At 68.6% G+C, this 18069-nt stretch carries 17 protein-coding genes and 1 riboswitch; of the genes, 14 read left to right on the forward strand and 3 right to left on the reverse strand.

Annotated elements, in window-relative coordinates; translation table 11 throughout:
• Positions 1-174 precede the first annotated feature (174 nt).
• The 4 genes from coxB (at position 175) to OOK38_RS22275 (ending at position 4628) form a co-directional block, all read left to right on the forward strand.
• Positions 175-1101: a cytochrome c oxidase subunit II gene (gene coxB, locus OOK38_RS22260; RefSeq protein WP_266765640.1), complete on the forward strand. Its 927-nt coding sequence runs from the start codon at positions 175-177 to the stop codon at positions 1099-1101.
• Positions 1098-2831, forward strand: coding sequence for a cytochrome c oxidase subunit I (ctaD, locus tag OOK38_RS22265; protein ID WP_266757867.1), 1734 nt, complete (start codon positions 1098-1100; stop codon positions 2829-2831). The genes coxB and ctaD overlap by 4 nt, the downstream gene beginning before the upstream one ends.
• Positions 2828-3226: a cytochrome c oxidase subunit 4 gene (locus OOK38_RS22270; protein ID WP_266757866.1), complete on the forward strand. Its 399-nt coding sequence runs from the start codon at positions 2828-2830 to the stop codon at positions 3224-3226. The genes ctaD and OOK38_RS22270 overlap by 4 nt, the downstream gene beginning before the upstream one ends.
• A 130-nt stretch (positions 3227-3356) precedes the next feature.
• Positions 3357-4628: an Ig-like domain-containing protein gene (locus OOK38_RS22275; RefSeq protein ID WP_266757865.1), complete on the forward strand. Its 1272-nt coding sequence runs from the start codon at positions 3357-3359 to the stop codon at positions 4626-4628.
• Positions 4629-4656: 28 nt separating this feature from the next.
• On the opposite strand, the gene OOK38_RS22280 is transcribed toward OOK38_RS22275, so the two are convergent.
• The gene (locus OOK38_RS22280) at positions 4657-5058 is read right to left on the reverse strand and encodes a hypothetical protein (protein WP_266757864.1); all 402 of its coding nucleotides are present in this window, start codon (positions 5056-5058) and stop codon (positions 4657-4659) included.
• A gap of 202 nt (positions 5059-5260) precedes the next feature.
• Here OOK38_RS22280 and OOK38_RS22285 point away from each other — a divergent pair, with 202 nt between their 5' ends.
• The 6 genes from OOK38_RS22285 (at position 5261) to OOK38_RS22310 (ending at position 12419) form a co-directional block, all read left to right on the forward strand.
• A complete protein-coding gene (locus OOK38_RS22285) occupies positions 5261-5881 on the forward strand; it encodes a heme-copper oxidase subunit III (RefSeq protein ID WP_266757863.1) in 621 nt (206 codons plus the stop codon).
• A gap of 62 nt (positions 5882-5943) precedes the next feature.
• Entirely contained in the window at positions 5944-6753 is an 810-nt protein-coding gene (locus OOK38_RS22290) for a c-type cytochrome (RefSeq protein WP_266757862.1), read from the forward strand.
• Positions 6750-7826: a ubiquinol-cytochrome c reductase iron-sulfur subunit gene (locus OOK38_RS22295; protein WP_266757861.1), complete on the forward strand. Its 1077-nt coding sequence runs from the start codon at positions 6750-6752 to the stop codon at positions 7824-7826. Before OOK38_RS22290 ends, OOK38_RS22295 begins: the two co-directional genes overlap by 4 nt.
• A complete protein-coding gene (locus tag OOK38_RS22300) occupies positions 7823-9463 on the forward strand; it encodes a cytochrome bc complex cytochrome b subunit (protein WP_266757860.1) in 1641 nt (546 codons plus the stop codon). Before OOK38_RS22295 ends, OOK38_RS22300 begins: the two co-directional genes overlap by 4 nt.
• Positions 9464-9600: 137 nt before the next feature.
• Entirely contained in the window at positions 9601-10665 is a 1065-nt protein-coding gene (trpD, locus tag OOK38_RS22305) for an anthranilate phosphoribosyltransferase (protein ID WP_266757859.1), read from the forward strand.
• An 86-nt stretch (positions 10666-10751) separates the two neighbouring features.
• A riboswitch (SAM riboswitch) is annotated at positions 10752-10868 on the forward strand.
• Positions 10869-11057: 189 nt separating this feature from the next.
• Complete coding sequence (locus OOK38_RS22310) at positions 11058-12419, forward strand: aminotransferase class V-fold PLP-dependent enzyme (RefSeq protein WP_266848735.1); 1362 nt, start codon at positions 11058-11060, stop codon at positions 12417-12419.
• Positions 12420-12456: 37 nt separating this feature from the next.
• Here the strand turns inward: OOK38_RS22310 and OOK38_RS22315 are convergent, their stop codons facing one another.
• Both OOK38_RS22315 and OOK38_RS22320 read right to left on the reverse strand, forming a co-directional pair.
• The gene (locus tag OOK38_RS22315; protein ID WP_266757857.1) at positions 12457-12738 is read right to left on the reverse strand and encodes an Lrp/AsnC family transcriptional regulator; all 282 of its coding nucleotides are present in this window, start codon (positions 12736-12738) and stop codon (positions 12457-12459) included.
• Positions 12739-12780: 42 nt separating this feature from the next.
• Positions 12781-13536, reverse strand: coding sequence for a rhomboid family intramembrane serine protease (locus OOK38_RS22320; protein WP_266757856.1), 756 nt, complete (start codon positions 13534-13536; stop codon positions 12781-12783).
• Between the two features lie 155 nt (positions 13537-13691).
• Between OOK38_RS22320 and OOK38_RS22325 the strand changes: the two genes are divergently transcribed.
• From OOK38_RS22325 to OOK38_RS22340, 4 genes are all read left to right on the forward strand, one after another.
• Positions 13692-13931, forward strand: a complete 240-nt coding sequence (locus tag OOK38_RS22325; protein WP_261706939.1) for a hypothetical protein — start codon at positions 13692-13694, stop codon at positions 13929-13931.
• Positions 13932-13965: 34 nt separating this feature from the next.
• Positions 13966-15315, forward strand: coding sequence for an NYN domain-containing protein (locus OOK38_RS22330; RefSeq protein ID WP_266757855.1), 1350 nt, complete (start codon positions 13966-13968; stop codon positions 15313-15315).
• Between the two features lie 454 nt (positions 15316-15769).
• On the forward strand, positions 15770-16804 hold the full coding sequence (locus tag OOK38_RS22335) for a C40 family peptidase (protein ID WP_266757854.1): 1035 nt from the start codon (positions 15770-15772) through the stop codon (positions 16802-16804).
• 239 nt (positions 16805-17043) lie between these two features.
• Entirely contained in the window at positions 17044-18066 is a 1023-nt protein-coding gene (locus OOK38_RS22340) for an NlpC/P60 family protein (RefSeq protein ID WP_266757853.1), read from the forward strand.
• Positions 18067-18069: the final 3 nt, after the last annotated feature.

The following is an 18069-nucleotide window of genomic DNA, read 5'->3' on the forward strand; positions in this document are numbered from 1 at the left end:
GGTCCGCATAAACATCCAAACCCCTGCCCGACGCAGGGCGGCGACCGACCAGCGAGAAGGCCGCAGCCAACAGCGCGGGCGAGACTCTCGGGAAGGCGCTACGTGAGTCCCAACGGCTCCGACCTCCCCCACGCCCTGGGGGGCGCGGGCGGTACCCCCACGCCGCGGCGCCCGATGCGGCGGAAGCTGCTGCAGGCAATGACTGCGGGCCTGGTCCTGGCGACAGCCACTGGTTGCTCGTACAACTGGGAAGACTTCCCCCGCCTTGGTATGCCCACCCCGGTCACGGAGGAGGCTCCGCGGATCCTCTCCCTCTGGCAGGGCTCGTGGGCGGCCGCGCTCGCCACGGGCGTGCTGGTCTGGGGCCTGATCCTGTGGAGCGTCGTCTTCCACCGGCGCAGCCGGACCAAGGTCGAAGTTCCTCCGCAGACCCGGTACAACATGCCCATCGAGGCGCTGTACACGGTGGTCCCGCTCATCATCGTCTCGGTGCTGTTCTACTTCACCGCCCGCGACGAGACGAAGCTCCTCAGCCTCAAGCCGAAGCCCGACGTCACGGTCAACGTGGTGGGCTTCCAGTGGAGCTGGGGCTTCAACTATGTCGCGGACGTCCCCGGTTCCTCCGGGAACGCCAAGACGGACCCGAACCTGGCCGCCATTCCGGACCGGTTCAAGGCTGACTTCCCGGCGAACGCCGGCGGTGTCTACGACGTCGGTACCCCCGGTACGAAGAACCCGCAGACGGGCAACCCCGGTCCGACCCTCTGGCTCCCCAAGGGCAAGACGGTCCGCTTCGTCCTCACTTCGCGTGACGTCATCCACTCCTTCTGGGTGGTGCCGTTCCTCATGAAGCAGGACGTCATCCCGGGGCACACCAACTCGTTCCAGGTGACCCCGAACCGCGAGGGCACCTTCATGGGCAAGTGCGCCGAGCTGTGCGGCGTCGACCACTCCCGGATGCTCTTCAACGTGAAGGTCGTCTCCCCCGAGCGCTACGAGGCCCACCTCAAGGAGCTCGCGGCGAAGGGACAGACCGGTTACGTCCCGGCCGGCATTGAGCAGACGGGCCACGAGAAGAACCGGGAGACGAACAACCTGTGAGCATCCTCAATGAACCCCAGGGTGCCGCCGCCGAAGACTCGTACGAGAACGAGCTGCCGGTACGGCGCAAGCAGCCCGGCAGCGTAGTGATCAAGTGGCTCACCACCACTGACCACAAGACGATCGGCACGCTTTATCTGGTGACGTCGTTCGTGTTCTTCTGCATCGGTGGCGTCATGGCGCTGCTCATGCGTGCCGAGCTGGCGCGTCCCGGTCTGCAGATCATGTCGAACGAGCAGTTCAACCAGGCGTTCACGATGCACGGCACGATCATGCTGCTGATGTTCGCGACGCCGCTGTTCGCCGGTTTCACGAACTGGATCATGCCGCTGCAGATCGGCGCGCCCGACGTGGCGTTCCCGCGGCTGAACATGTTCGCCTACTGGCTGTACCTCTTCGGTTCCACGATCGCCGTGGGCGGCTTCCTCACCCCGCAGGGTGCGGCCGACTTCGGCTGGTTCGCCTACAGCCCGCTGTCGGACGCCGTCCGCTCGCCGGGCATCGGCGCCGACATGTGGATCATGGGTCTGGCCTTCTCCGGCTTCGGCACCATCCTCGGCGCGGTCAACTTCATCACCACGATCATCTGCATGCGCGCTCCGGGCATGACGATGTTCCGGATGCCGATCTTCGTCTGGAACGTGCTGCTCACCGCGGTCCTGGTGCTGCTGGCCTTCCCCGTCCTCGCGGCGGCGCTGTTCGCCCTGGAGGCGGACCGGAAATTCGGTGCCCACATCTTCGACCCGGCCAACGGCGGGGCCCTGCTCTGGCAACACCTCTTCTGGTTCTTCGGCCATCCAGAGGTGTACATCATCGCGCTGCCGTTCTTCGGAATCATTTCCGAGGTCATCCCGGTGTTCTCGCGCAAGCCGATGTTCGGCTACATGGGCCTGATCGGCGCGACCATCGCGATCGCCGGTCTGTCCGTGACCGTGTGGGCGCACCACATGTACGTCACCGGTGGCGTGCTGCTCCCGTTCTTCTCCTTCATGACGTTCCTCATCGCCGTACCGACCGGCGTGAAGTTCTTCAACTGGATCGGAACGATGTGGAAGGGCTCGCTGTCCTTCGAGACACCGATGCTCTGGGCCGTCGGCTTCCTCATCACCTTCACCTTCGGTGGTCTGACCGGCGTCATCCTGGCCTCGCCGCCGATGGACTTCCACGTGTCCGACTCCTACTTCGTGGTGGCGCACTTCCACTACGTGGTCTTCGGCACCGTGGTGTTCGCGATGTTCTCCGGCTTCCACTTCTGGTGGCCGAAGATGACGGGCAAGATGCTCGACGAGCGTCTCGGCAAGATCACCTTCTGGACGCTGTTCGTCGGCTTCCACGGCACGTTCCTGGTGCAGCACTGGCTGGGTGCCGAGGGCATGCCGCGTCGTTACGCGGACTACCTCGCGGCCGACGGCTTCACCGCGCTGAACACGATCTCGACGATCAGCTCGTTCCTGCTCGGCCTGTCGATCCTGCCGTTCCTCTACAACGTGTGGAAGACGGCCAAGTACGGCAAGAAGGTCGAGGTCGACGACCCGTGGGGTTACGGCCGTTCGCTGGAGTGGGCGACCTCGTGCCCGCCGCCGCGGCACAACTTCCTCACCCTGCCGCGGATCCGCAGTGAATCCCCGGCGTTCGACCTGCACCACCCGGAGATCGCCGCTCTCGACCAGCTCGAGAACGCCGGTCACGGTTCGGCGTCCCTCGCTGGTGGCAAGGAGGCCGGCAAGTGAAGGTCCAAGGCAAGATGTTCATCTGGCTGGCCGTGTTCATCCTCGTCATGGGGATCGTCTACGGCGTGTGGTCCAAGGAGCCGGCCGGTACCACGGCCCTCTTCATGGGCTTCGGCCTCAGCATCATGATCGGCTACTACCTGGCCTTCACGGCCCGGCGTGTCGACCAGCTGGCGCAGGACAACAAGGAGGCCGACGTCGCGGACGAGGCCGGCGAAGTGGGCTTCTTCAGCCCGCACAGCTGGCAGCCGCTCTCGCTCGGCGTCGGTGGCGCCCTCGCCTTCCTGGGCGTCGTCTTCGGCTGGTGGCTGCTCTACTTCTCGGCCCCGCTCATCATGCTCGGCCTGTGGGGCTGGGTCTTCGAGTACTACCACGGTGAGAACCGCACCCAGTAGCACGCGCTGAACGCCCGGGAGCCCGGACACTCCGTCAGGAGAGTCCGGGCTCCCTCGTTTGCCACGACTTTTGTCCCTCGGTCGGCTCACTCGGCGCGCCGTGCTTGACGAGCGTTCATAGCGTGAGCTCATGAAGCACTCACCGCGAATCCGCACGGTCGTCAGCTGCACCGCGCTGGTGGTCGCCCTCGGCGCGGGCACCACCGCCTGCGGCTCCGACGGCCACCCGCTCTCGGCGAAGCCGTACGACGCGGCGGAAGAGATCTCGTTCAAGGGTCCCGCCGGAGACAGCGAGAAGTCCGGCAAGGTCGACCCCGACAAGCCCCTGGAAATCACCTCCGAGAGTGATGACGGGCGCATCACCGACGTGACCGCCACAGACGCCTCAGGACGCTATGTCGCCGGCGAGCTGGCTGCCGACGGCAGCCGCTGGCACAGCACTTCGCCCCTGGCCGCCGGCACCCACTACACGGTGCGCGTGAGCACCGAGGACGAGGACGGCGCGCCCGGCCGCAAGGTCATCGGCTTCGACACCAGCACGCCGAAGACCAAGAAGCTGCTGAACGTCGAATTCGGCCCCAAGGCGGGCAAGTACGGCGTCGGCCAGCCCATCACGGCCGAACTCAGCGCTCCCGTCAAGGACAAGGCGGCCCGCAAGGTCGTCGAGCGCGGCCTCAGGGTCGACTCCACTCCCGAGGTGGCCGGCACCTGGCACTGGGTGGACGACAAGACGCTGCACTACCGCCCCAAGGAGTACTGGCCCACCCACGCCACCATCACGGCGCACAGCAACCTCGCCGGCGTCAGGGTCGGCGAGCGGCTGTGGGGCGGCAACGCCAAGACTGTGAAGATCACCACGGGCGACCGCCTGATCGCGCTGACCGACGCCGCCACGCACTCCATGAAGGTCTACCGCAACGACGAGGTGATCAAGGAGATCCCCGTCACCACCGGCAAGCCCGGCTTCGACACCCGCAACGGCGTCAAGGTCGTGCTGGGCAAGGAGTACTTCGTACGGATGCGCGGGACCAGCATCGGTATCGCGGAGGGCAGTTCGGACTCCTACGACCTGCCCGTCTACTACGCGACGAGGGTCACCTGGAGCGGCGAGTACGTGCACGCCGCGCCCTGGTCGACCGGCTCTCAGGGCTATGCCAACGTCAGCCACGGCTGCACCGGCATGAGCACCGGCAACGCCGAGTGGTTCTTCAACACCTTCAACGAGGGCGACCTCGTCAAGGTCGTCAACTCCGACGGCAAGACGATGGACCCGTTCGGCAACGGCTTCGGCGACTGGAACCTCGGCTGGAAGAACTGGCGCGAGGGCAGCGCACTGGTGGCCGGGTCCCCGGACGCTCCCAGCCCGGCCCAGCGCGCGAGGCTGCGCCCCGAGAGTGTGTGAGGCCGCGCCCCTCGCGGGGCGCGGGTCCTCAGGCGCTCAGAAGGTTCTTGCGACGCAGCAGAGAGGCCAGGGAGGCGGCGAACTCCACCGGGTCGACCGGCAGGGTCACCGCGGCGTCGGCACGGCTCCAGGTGGCCAGCCAGGCGTCCTGCGGGCGGGCGATGAGCACCAGCGCGGGCGGGCAGTTGAAGATCTCGTCCTTGATCTGCCGGCACACCCCCATGCCGCCCATGGGTACCGCCTCGCCGTCCAGCACGCAGACGTCGATGCCGCCCCTGTCCAGCTCCTTGATGACGGCCGCCGGCGTCGCGCATTCGATGAACTCGACGACGGGCACGTCCGGGGCGGGCCTGCGCCCGGTGGCGAGCCGCACCTGTGCGCGGGTGTTGGAGTTGTCGCTGTAGACCAGCACCGTGGCGGTCGGCTGCATTCTTCCTCCGAGACGTCAGCGTCGTACGGACATCGAGCCATCGGGCTGATCCATCCCTGCCCGATGCGCGGATGCTACTCCCTTGAACACCTCGTCAGCACCGGTTCGGACACGGCTTCGATGGGCCATACGGGCTGGACACACCCCATCAACACTCCGAACGGCACCCCCCGGGGTGAGGGCGGGATAAGCGACCGACATAATGTCGGTCGTGGCGACAGCAACGACAGTAGAAACCGGGCACGCGCACCCGTCGGTCAATCGGCCGAACCTCACCAGCGTCGGAACCATCATCTGGCTGAGTTCCGAGCTGATGTTCTTCGCGGCCCTCTTCGCGATGTACTTCACCCTGCGATCGGTGACCGGGCCGGATCACTGGAAGGAAATGGCGTCCAGCCTGAACCTTCCGTTCTCGGCGACGAACACCACGATCCTGGTGCTCTCCTCCCTGACCTGTCAGCTCGGCGTCTTCGCCGCCGAGCGCGGGGACGTGAAGAAGCTCCGGATGTGGTTCATCGTCACCTTCATCATGGGTGCGATCTTCATCGGCGGTCAGGTCTTCGAGTACACCGAACTGGTCACGAAGGACGGGCTCTCGCTCTCCTCCGACCCGTACGGCTCGGTGTTCTACCTGACCACCGGCTTCCACGGACTGCATGTGACGGGCGGCCTCATCGCCTTCCTGCTGGTCCTCGCTCGCACCTACGCGGCTCGGAGATTCACTCACGAGCAGGCAACCGCCGCCATCGTCGTGTCCTACTACTGGCACTTCGTCGATGTCGTCTGGATCGGCCTTTTCGCCACGATCTACCTGATCAAGTAATCGGGCCCACGCCCGAACATCCAGAAGCACCGACGCAGAAGATCCTGACACCGGGGTAATCCGTGAAAAAGCTCTCCGCACGACGACGCCATCCGCTGGCGGCGGTCGTCGTCCTACTCCTCGCGCTGGCGGCCACCGGGGGGCTGTACGCCGCGTTCGCACCCGCGGGCAAGGCGCAGGCCGATGAAACCGCCCAGTCCCTCGGCATCACCGAGGGCAAGAAGCTGTACGCCGTGGGCTGCGCAAGCTGCCACGGAGCCGGCGGTCAGGGCACCACCGACGGGCCGAGCCTGGTGGGTGTGGGCGCCGCGGCGGTCGACTTCCAGGTCGGCACCGGCCGTATGCCGGCCCAGCAGCCGGGCGCGCAGATCCCGAAGAAGAAGGTCATCTACTCGCAGGCCGAGATCGACCAGCTCGCGGCCTTCATCGCCTCGCTCGGCGCGGGTCCCACGATCCCGACGAAGAGCCAGGTCAGCCCCGAGGGCGCGGACATCGCCAAGGGCGGTGAACTCTTCCGCACCAACTGCGCCCAGTGCCACAACTTCACCGGCAAGGGCGGCGCGCTGACACACGGCAAGTACGCGCCCGACCTGGAGGGTGTCGACCCGAAGCACATCTACGAGGCCATGCAGACGGGCCCGCAGAACATGCCGTCCTTCCCCGACACCACGCTGACGGAGAAGAACAAGCAGGACATCATCGCGTACCTCGACGCGGTCAACGGTGACGACACCGTGAGCCCCGGCGGTCTTGAGCTGGGCGGCCTCGGGCCGGTCAGCGAGGGCCTGTTCGGCTGGGTCTTCGGTCTCGGAACCCTGGTCGCCGTCGCCGTCTGGGTCGCCGCTCGGACCGCAAAGGCCAAGAAGTCATGAGTAGCCAAGACATTCCAGAAGAGAACGTGCCCGCTGAGCGGGCCTCCGACGACCACACCGGGCACGGTCGTGGCTCGGTAGCCGTCGCGGACGAGCAGAACCCGTTCGCGGACCCCGGGCTTCCGCCCCATGAGCACCGCATCCAGGACATCGACGAGCGGGCCGCCAAGCGGTCCGAACGCCTTGTCGCCATGCTGTTCGTGCTGTCGATGCTGGCCACCGTCGGGTTCATCGCCTCGTACGTGGCGATCCCGAACGACAAGTCGGTCTTCGTCTTCCCGCTCGGGCACATCAGCGCGCTGAACTTCGCGCTGGGCATGACGCTCGGTGTGGCGCTGTTCGCGATCGGCGCGGGTGCGGTCCACTGGGCCCGCACGCTGATGTCCGACGTGGAGATCGCCGACGAGCGTCACGCGATCGAGGCGGAGCCCGAGGTCAAGGCCAAGGTCATGGCCGACTTCAAGGCGGGTGCCAAGGAGTCCGCGCTCGGCCGTCGCAAGCTGATCCGCAACACGATGTTCGGCGCGCTGGCCCTGTTCCCGCTCTCCGGCGTCATGCTGCTGCGCGACCTCGGTCCGCTGCCGGGCACGAAGCTGCGCCACACGCTGTGGTCAAAGGGCAAGCTCCTCGTCAACATGAACACGAACGAGCCGCTGCGTCCCTCGGACGTGGCCGTCGGTTCGCTCACCTTCGCCAAGCCCGAGGGCCTGGAGGAGCACGACGAGGACTTCCAGAAGGAGATCGCCAAGGCGGCCCTGATGATCATCCGGCTCCAGCCGGACAACATCAAGGACAAGCAGGAACTCGAGTGGTCCTACGACGGCATCGTGGCCTACTCGAAGATCTGCACCCACGTCGGCTGCCCGATCTCCCTGTACGAGCAGCAGACGCACCACGCCCTGTGCCCGTGCCACCAGTCCACCTTCGACCTCTCCGACGGTGCCCGGGTCATCTTCGGCCCGGCGGGTCACGCCCTGCCGCAGCTGCAGATCGGCGTGAACGCTGAGGGCTACCTCGAGGCTCTCAGCGACTTCCAGGAGCCCGTCGGTCCTGCATTCTGGGAGCGCGGATGAGCACTACCACCACCTCCGGCTCGCGCTCCTCGCGCGAGAAGGCGCCCGCCGGTGAGCGGGTGGCCGACTGGGCCGACGGCCGTCTGGGGATCTACTCCCTGGCCAAGTCCAACATGCGCAAGATCTTCCCCGACCACTGGTCGTTCATGCTGGGTGAGATCTGCCTGTACAGCTTCATCATCATCATCCTCACGGGTGTGTACCTGACGCTGTTCTTCCACCCGTCGATGAACGAGGTGGAGTACCACGGCAGCTACGTCCCGCTGCAGGGCCAGCTGATGTCCGAGGCGTTCAACTCGACCATGCACATCTCCTTCGATGTGCGCGGTGGTCTGCTGATCCGGCAGATCCACCACTGGGCGGCGCTGATCTTCCTCGCCGGCATGTTCGTGCACATGATGCGCGTGTTCTTCACGGGTGCGTTCCGCAAGCCCCGTGAGGTCAACTGGGTCTTCGGATTCCTGCTGTTCGTCCTCGGCATGTTCACCGGCTTCACCGGTTACTCGCTCCCGGACGACCTGCTCTCCGGCACCGGTGTCCGCTTCATGGAGGGCGCGGTCCTGTCCGTGCCGATCGTGGGCACGTACCTGTCGTTCTTCCTGTTCGGCGGCGAGTTCCCGGGCGGCGACTTCGTCGCGCGCTTCTACTCGGTGCACGTGCTGCTGCTGCCGGGCATCATGCTCGGCCTGGTGGTGGGCCACCTGATCCTGGTCTTCTACCACAAGCACACGCAGTTCGCGGGCCCCGGCAAGACGAACAACAACGTCGTCGGCATGCCGCTGCTGCCGGTCTACATGGCCAAGGCCGGAGGCTTCTTCTTCCTGGTCTTCGGTGTCATCGCGGCCATCTCCGCGATCGCCTCGATCAACCCGATCTGGGCGATGGGTCCGTACCGTCCGGACATGGTGTCCACGGGCGCCCAGCCCGACTGGTACATGGGCTTCTCCGAGGGCCTGATCCGTGTCATGCCGGGCTGGGAGATCAACCTCTGGGGCCACACGCTCGTCCTGGGCGTGTTCATCCCGCTGGTGATCTTCCCGCTGGTCCTGGTCGCGATCGCGGTCTACCCGTTCATCGAGTCCTGGGTCACCGGCGACAAGCGCGAGCACCACATCCTGGACCGCCCGCGCAACGTCCCGACCCGGACCGCGTTCGGTGCCGCCTGGATCAGCTGGTACTTCGTCCTGCTCGTCGGCGGCGGCAACGACATCTGGGCCACGCACTTCCACCTGTCGATCAACTCGATCACCTGGTTCGTCCGGATCTCGTTCTTCGTCGTGCCGGTGCTCACGTTCATCGCCACCAAGCGGATCTGCCTCGGCCTCCAGCGCCGGGACCGGGACAAGGTGCTGCACGGCCGCGAGTCGGGCATCATCAAGCGCCTGCCGCACGGTGAGTTCATCGAGGTCCACGAGCCGCTCAGCCAGGACGCGCTGCACACGCTCACCGCGCACGAGCAGTACAAGCCGGCCGAGATCGGCCCGACGGTCGACGAGAACGGTGTCGAGCGCAAGGTCTCGGGCACGCAGAAGCTGCGCGCCAAGATGAGCGAGGGCTTCTACGGGGAGGACAACCAGATCCCCAAGCCCACCGTCGAGGAGTACAAGGAGATCACGAGCGGCCACGGCCACCACTGATCCCCGGTAGTTCGCCACGGCGAGAGCCCCGTCCAGGCAATGGACGGGGCTCTTTGCCGTCTCGCGGGCTGGATAGGGTGGACTCACCCCGCGCAAGGGGTGAGTCCCTTCGCGTCACCTACGAACCAGGAGCGACCATGAGCGCTGTGAACCCCGCTGGAGGCGACACCGCGGCGGTCCGTTCCTGGCCCCAGGTACTGAACGGTCTGCTCGAAGGCCGCGACCAGAGCGCGGACGACACGGCCTGGGCGATGGACCGCATCATGCGCGGCGAGGCGACCGACGCGCAGATCGCCGGGTTCGTGGTGGCGCTGCGGGCCAAGGGCGAGACCGTCCAGGAGATCTCCGGACTCGTCCGGGCGATGTACGAGCACGCCAATGTGATCGAGGTGCCCGGGCGCACCGTCGACATCGTCGGTACGGGCGGCGACGGCGCGAAGACCGTCAACATCTCCACGATGTCCTCGATCGTGGTGGCCGGCACCGGCGCCAAGGTGGTCAAGCACGGCAACCGGGCCGCGTCCTCCGCGTCCGGCTCCTCGGACGTCCTGGAGAAGCTCGGCGTCAATCTCCAGCTGCCGGTGAAGCGGGTCGCCGAGGTGGCGGAGGAGGCCGGGATCACCTTCTGCTTCGCGGTGAAGTTCCACCCGGCGCTGCGTCATGCGGCCGCGGCCCGCGGCCAGTTGGGCATCCGGACGACCTTCAACGTGCTCGGCCCGCTGACCAACCCGGCGCGGGTGAAGGCCCAGGCGGTCGGAGTCGCCGACCCCCGCATGGCGCCGATCGTGGCGGGTGTGTTCGCCGAGCGAGGCAACTCCTCGCTGGTGTTCCGCGGTGACGACGGCCTCGACGAGCTGACCACCACCGCGGGCTCCCACGTCTGGGTGGTCCGCGACGGCAAGGTCACCGAGGAGCGCTTCGACCCGCGCGACGTCGGTCTCGACATCGTCCCGGTGGAGGCCCTGCGCGGCGCCGACGCCTCGTTCAACGCGGAGGTCGCCCGGCGCCTGCTGGACGGCGAGACCGGGCCCGTACGGGACGCGGTCCTGCTGAACTCGGCGGCGGCCCTCGTGGCCCTGTCTCCGACCGGCGCTCCGCTCGCGGACCAGCTCCGCGCCGGAATGGAGAAGGCGGCCGAGGCGATCGACTCCGGGGCCGCGAAGCGCACCCTCGACCGGTGGGTGGCCGCCAGCAACGCCTGATCCCCGGGCGGGACGACGCGGGGGCGCAGTCCACGATCCGGACTGCGCCTTGCGCGTCGAAGATCTTCTGGCAAGATGCTGTACCAGGTCATGAGTGACAGTCATCAGGCCCCGGCCGACTGTCCGGCAACCCTCCGTCCGTGGCGGGGTGCCCCGGGTGAAGACCAGGTCGTAGGCAGCGAGGCCTACGGCAAGCGCGGACCCCTCCCGCTCTTCCGAGCGGATGCAACCAGGGGTCCTGGTCGTTCGAGGGAGCCTTCTGTGAGCAAGCGAATGCGATAGGGCGTCGAGCCCCGCCTCCGCGCACCCTTTTCACCTTTCCTTGCGCTGAGCCCTGCCTCCGGGCGGCCGGCTCGCGCAGCGATCCCGCCTGCCTCTCACAGGAGCTCGCCATGTCTGTCTCCACCGCTGCCGCCGACCGGACCGTTTGTGCCCCTCTGGCCGTTCTGGGCCGGGATGTCACCGTCCCCCTCGTCACCGGCGGCGAGGTCACCTACGCCGCCCTCGACTACGCCGCCAGCGCGCCCGCCCTCCAGCGGGTGTGGGACGACGTGGCCGCGTACGCGCCGTACTACGGCAGCGTCCACCGGGGCGCCGGCTACCTCTCGCAGCTGTCCACCGACCTCTTCGAGAACGCCCGCAGGACCGTCGAGGAGTTCCTCGACTGCCGCGCCGGGGACCAGGTGGTCTTCACCCGCTCCACCACCGACTCGCTCAACCTGCTCGCCGCCGCGCTCCCGGCCGACTGCCAGGTCTTCGTCTTCGAGACCGAGCACCACGCCTCGCTGCTGCCCTGGCGCGACGCCCGGGTGACGTACCTGAACGCCCCGCGCACCCCGGGCGAGGCCGTCGCCACCCTGGAGCGCGCCCTCGCCGGCCGTGACCCCCAGGGGCCGGCCCTCGTCTGTGTCACCGGCGCCTCGAACGTCACCGGGGAGCTGTGGCCGGTGCGTGAGCTGGCCGCCGCCGCGCACGCCCACGGTGCCCGGATCGTCCTCGACGCCGCGCAGCTCGCCCCGCACCACCCGGTGTCGGTCCAGGACCTCGACGTCGACTGGGTCGCCTTCTCCGGGCACAAGCTGTACGCGCCCTTCGGCTCCGGTGTCCTCGCGGGCCGTTCCGACTGGCTGCGCGAGGCCGCCCCGTACCTCGCGGGCGGCGGCGCCAGCCGCAAGGTCACCCGGCGCGCGGACGGCGGCGTGGACGTGGAGTGGCACGACAGCGCCGCCCGGCACGAGGCGGGCTCGCCGAACGTCATCGGCGCCTACTCGATCGCGTCGGCCTGCAAGGCGCTCACCGAGGAGGGTTTCGACACCCTCGTCGCCCGTGAGCAGCACCTGATCCGTACCGTCCGCGCGGGTCTCGCGGAGGTCCCGGAGGTCCGGGTCCTCTCCCTCTTCGGCGACGACGCCCCGCGGGTCGGCGTCATCTCCTTCGTCGTCGAGGGCTGGAACAGCTCGCACTTCGCGGCCGCGCTCTCCGCCGAGTACGGCATCGGCGTCCGCGACGGCCTCTTCTGCGCCCACCCGCTGGTCCGCACGCTGCTCGGCAGCGACCCGGAGACCCAGGGGGAGTGCGGCGCCCCCGAGGCGGCTCCCGGGGAGAAGTCCCTCAACGCCATCCGCGTCAGCTTCGGCGCCGGTACCCCCGACGAGCACGTGGAGCGTTTCGTCCGCGCGGTGCGCGAGCTCGTCCGGGACGGCGCGCGGTGGCAGTACCGCACCGAGGACGGCCGCTGCGTCCCGGCCGTCTGACACGCGCGGGTCGCGCCCGGAGGCGGTGTCCCGTCGGTCAGGAGTCGAGACCGATGGCGAACGCCGCCTCCAGGTCGTGCTCGGAGTACGTACGGAACGCCACATGCGTGTCCGTGGCCTCGACGCCCGGGATCTTGCTGATCTTGCCGGGGATGACGTCCGCCAGGTCGTCGTGGGCCTTGACCCGGACCATCGCGATCAGGTCGTAGGTGCCGGTGACGGAGAAGACCTCGCTGACGCTCTCCAGTGACGCGATCGACTCGGCGATCTCGGGGATCCGGTCCACGCTGGTCTTGATGAGGACGATCGCGGTGATCACGGCTGGTTCTCTCCCTCGGGGGCCACTGCTGGGGATCTCACCCTACTCGCGGTCCACCCGGCCCGGCTGCGGCGCCGGGGGTCCCGGCAGAGCCCCCGGGGAGGGTGCGGCGGCCGTACGGCGCCCGAACCGCGCCCACGCGTAGACGAACCCCAGCGAGAAGCCCACGAGGTGGGCCAGATAGGCGACCCCGGGTCCGGAGTCGCTGCGGCCCGCCGCCAGCCACTGCAGGGCGAACCAGAACGGCAGCACCACCCAGGCCGGGAACCGCAGCGGCATGAAGAAGAGGAACGGGAAGAGACTGGTCACCCGGGCCTTGGGGAACAGGTACAGAAACGCGCCGAGCACCGCGGAGATCGCCCCGGACGCCCCGACCAGGGATTGCTGCGAGCCGGCGTTGGCGGCGGCGTAGCCGAGCAGGGCCAGATATCCGCAGCCCAGGTAGAAGAGGGCGAACTCCACATGGCCCATGCGTTCCTCGGTCATCACCCCGAAGACGTAGAAGAAGAGCATGTTGCCCAGGAGGTGGAGCCAGCTGCCGTGGATGAACAGGGCCGTGGCCGGGGTGAGCGCCTCGCGCGGGGCCCCGCCGAAGAGGTCGGACGGCACCACGCCCCAGCGGCGGAAGTACGCGCGCTGGGCGACCAGCAGTTCGTCCCCGGTGCCGTACGCGGGATTGAGGCCCGAGGCGGGACCGATCACGAAGATCAGACAGCACAGGACGATCAGCCCGTACGTCACCGGCGCGGACTGGCCCCGCACCGCCCTGCCGACCGCCGTACTCCAATTGCCGATCATGGTACAGAGCATGACGCAACCGGACCGATCGGAGCAGACCGCCTCGCCGCCGCGGACACCAGAGCGTCGAGTACCCGCCAGGCCGTAGGGTTACGAGCCACATGCACCGGGAGACCGGCGCCGGACGGACACTAGAAGGAAAGAGCGACTGCCCTATGACGGTTCCCCTGCCCGACGCCAAGACTCGCTGGCGCTGTGCCCTCTGCGGCAACCTCACGCGTTTCGACGTGACCCGCTCCTCGAAGGTCGTCGAGTATGTGCACCTCGACCTCGCCGGTGAGCCGAAGGTCGAGGAGCGCGAGGTGGTCAGTGAGACCATCGAGTCGGTGCGGTGCCGCTGGTGCAACGCGGTGGATCAGGTCGAACTCGTGGACAGGCCGGGTGCCGGCTCCTGAGGGAGCGGGCCCCGCACGGATATTGGGGTGACGGATGGTGGAGACCACAGGCGGGGAGCCGGACGACGGCACCGCTGAGGTGCTCGACCGTCCGCTGCCCGACGGCGTGCGCCGACGCGTCGTACAGATCGTCTCGGACGGCTTCGGCGGACTGACGGTGGCCGAACTGCCCGTCCAGTTGAGACAGTACGCCCGGTTCGCGCCGAACCGGCGGGCCAAGTTCGCCGGCAACGCCATGGCCGCGGCGCTGGAGACGGACCCGCTGTTCAGACAGCGCATCGCCGAGAAGCTGAGAGAGGCCCAGCCCGAGATCGTCGGGGCCCTCGAATCGGGCGCGCCGCCCCCGGCCGCGGATCCGCTGGACGTGGCGGCCGCGGCCTATGTGCTGCGCCCGGCGGGCTGGGTGAAGCTGGTCACCGCCGCGGGCGAGGAGGCCCTGCGGGCGGACGCGGAGCGTGCCGACGAGGAGAACCGCGCCGAGCTGGAGCGGCTGCGCGAGGAGCTCGAAGAGGCCCGCGGGCAGACGAGGGCCGAGACCGAACGGCTGCGCGCGGAAGTGGAGTCGGCCAGGAAAGAAGCGGAATCGCTTCACCGCAAGCTGCGCGGGGCCCTCAGTGACGTCAAGCGCGGCGAGGCGGCCCTGCGCAAGCTCCAGGCCGAGACGGACACGGTGAAGGCGGAGGGGCAGGCCCAGGTGTCCGCCGCCGAGAGCGAGACCCGGCGGCTCAAGGCGCGCCTCTCGGAGGCCGAGGCCGCCCTGGAGGCCACGCGCAAGGCGGCGCGCGAGGGGCGCAGTGTCGAGGACATGCGCGTCCGGCTGCTGCTCGACACCGTGCTGGACGCGGCCCAGGGCCTGCGCCGGGAACTGGCGCTGCCTCCCGTCTCCGTCCGGCCCGCCGAGACCGTGGACGCGGTCGAGCCGGGACGCATGACGCCGAAGGACATCGCCGCCCGCGCGCTCTCCGAGAACGACCCCGCGATCCTGGACCAGTTGCTCGCGCTGCCCCAGGCGCATCTGGTCGTCGACGGCTACAACGTCACCAAGACCGGCTATCCCCAGATGCCGCTGGAGAAGCAGCGGCTGAGGCTGCTCGGGCAGCTCTCGCAGCTGGCCGCGCAGACCGGCGCCGAGGTCACCTGTGTCTTCGACGGGGCCGAGCTGGCCGCGCCGGTGCTGCTCGCGCCGCCGCGCGGGGTCAGGGTGCTGTTCTCCAAGCCCGGCGTCACGGCGGACGAGCTGATCCGTCAGCTGGTGCGGGCCGAGCCGCCCGGGCGGCCGGTCATCGTCGTCTCGACCGACCGTGAGGTGGCGGACGGCATCGCGAAGGCGGGCGCCCGGCCGGTGGCGTCCGTGGTGCTCCTCAAGCGCTTCTCGCGCGGCTGAGCGACCCCTTTCGCCTTCTTTCTCCCTCGCGTTTCCTTTTGCTCGTTTCGTTCCGGGCGATTCCTCCCGTTCGCCCCCTTCCGCGCTTCTTCGCGCGCGCCTTCGGGAGCGCCATCTCCCGCCTCCGGCCCCGGGTTTCGCGTGGACGGCGATCCGGGGCCTAAGTCGCATCAGTCACCTACACCCCATGCGTAACCTCTGGGCTTGATGCCCGAATTGACAGGACCTTCACGCGACGTAGTGTCAAGCGCACATCACTGCAGGTGAGTTGAGTGCAAAGAATCCGCTCCTGACAAAGAATTTTCAGGTTTGGATTTGAACTGATCACAAGTAGGTCACTAGGGTCATGCCTCGAACCTCCAACTAGGGTGATCACTCATGAGGAGTGACGGTGGAGGGGCACCGCCCGTCGGCGTCTTCGGCAGGCGGCTGGAGGAAGAAGGAGCTCGCCTTCGTGGCGTCCCACCGTCGACCCAAGCAGCCGAGCCGCACCCGTGTGACCGTGCTCACCACCGCCGCCGCTGCAGCCGTTGCCCTCAGTGCCAACGTCGCCAATGCCGCGCCGTCCGAGAAGCCCAACAAGGACGAGGTCAAGACCAAGGTCGACAAGCTCTACGAAGAGGCCGAGCAGGCCACGGAGAAGCTCAACGGCGCCAAGGAGAAGCAGGAGAAGCTGCAGAAGCAGATCAGCTCCCTGCAGGACAACGTCGCCCGCGGCCAGGAGGAGCTCAACGAGCTCCGTGACGGCCTCGGTTCGATGGCCAGCGCCCAGTACCGCACCGGTGGCATCGACCCCTCCGTGGCGCTCTTCCTCTCCTCGGACCCGGACGACTACCTGGACAAGGCGTCCGCCATGGACCAGCTGAGCGGTCAGCAGGTCGAGTCGCTCAAGAAGGTCCAGGAGAAGCAGCGTTCGCTCGCCCAGCAGCGTTCCGAGGCCTCCGAGAAGCTCAAGGACCTCGCCGACACGCGGACCGAGCTCGCCAAGAAGAAGAAGGAAGTCCAGGGCAAGCTGGGCGCCGCGCAGAAGCTCCTGAACTCCCTGACGGCACAGGAGAGGGCCGCGCTCGCGGCCAAGGAGAAGGAGCGGGCGACCCGCGCCAGCGAGCGCGTCGACCTCGGCGGCGCCAAGGCCGCCTCCGGCCGCGCCGGCGCCGCGTTCAGCGCCGCGCAGACCCGGATCGGATCGCCGTACGTGTACGGCGCCACCGGCCCCAGCTCCTTCGACTGCTCCGGCCTCACCTCCTGGGCGTACGGCCAGGCCGGTGTCGCCATACCGCGCACCTCGCAGGCCCAGGCCAACGCGGGCACGCGCATCTACTCGCAGAGCGACCTGCAGGTCGGTGACCTGGTCATCTTCTACGGCGACCAGCACCACGTCGGCCTCTACGCGGGCAACGGCCAGGTGCTGCACGCCCCGCGCACCGGCACGGTCGTCCGCTACGAGTCGATCGGCAACATGCCCTTCCAGTTCGGCGTCCGGGTCTGATCCGGCCGGCGGGCCGGAGCTGACTCCGGCCGCCCGCGGGAACGCCTTGCCGCGCCGCCCAAACGGGCGAATTGCGACAACTTCCGCTGACCCCACGCCCCGTCGGTGACCTGCGTCTCCGGCGGGGCGTCACTTTGTGTGCCCGCGAGGGTCTTTGGCCGGTGCGTAGTCGCACGGCTACTGTCTGGCGCGTTTCCCCCAACAGCGGGGGACCGTCAGCGGAGGGAGAGCGGCTACCTGTGGGGTTCCATCGCCGCCTTGAACCGACCGGCTTCGACCGGGGCGCCGGCGCCTTCGGCATCGCCGCCTGCGTGATGTCCGCGGCGGCCGCCGCACTCGGCACCCTGCCCGCCTCGGCGGCACCGCAGGACGACACCCGGGCCGAGGTGGACCGCCTCTACACCCAGGCCGAGAAGGCCACCGAGGCGTTCAACAAGGCCGACGAGCGTGCCGACACGCTGCGCGAGCAGGTCGGCACGGCACAGGACGAGATCGCCCGGCAGCAGGAGCGCATCAACACCATGCGCGACTCGCTCGGTTCGCTCGCCGGGGCGCAGTACCGCTCCGGCGGCCTCGACCCCTCGCTCGCGCTGCTCTTCTCCGACGACCCGGACGACTACCTCGACAAGGCCGCCGCCCTCGACCGGATCACCGCCCACCAGGCCGGCGAGCTCGAGGACCTCCAGCTCGCCATGCGCGACCTCGCCCAGAAGCGCGAGGAGGCCGACGGGAAACTCGCCGAGCTGGAGCGCAGCCGCAAGGCGGTCGCCCGGAACAAGCGGGTCGTCGAGGGCAAACTGGCCAAGGCGCGGCAGCTGCTCAACTCGCTGCCGTACGCCGACCGCGCCGCCTACGAACGGGCCTCGCGCTCGGCGCGCGCCGGCATGCCCGACCTCGGGGGCGCCGTCCCGTCCTCGGCGCGCGCGGCCGCCGCCGTCGCCGCGGCCCGCTCGGCGCTCGGCCGTCCCTACGTGTGGGGCGCCAACGGGCCGGGCGGCTTCGACTGTTCGGGCCTCATGCAGTGGTCGTACGCGCGGGCCGGGGTCGGTCTGCCGCGCACCTCGCAGGCCCAGCGGTACGCCGGACGGCAGGTGCCGCTCTCCCAGGCGCAGCCCGGTGACCTGGTCACCTACCGGTCCGACGCCAGCCATGTCGGGATGTACGTGGGCAACGGCCAGGTGATCCACGCGCCCTACCCGGGCGCCCCGGTGCGCTACGACCCGGTCGGGATGATGCCGGTCTCGTCCGTCACCCGGCCCTGACGG

This window comes from Streptomyces sp. NBC_00568, from assembly GCF_026341855.1.
Classification (GTDB): Bacteria; Actinomycetota; Actinomycetes; order Streptomycetales; family Streptomycetaceae; genus Streptomyces.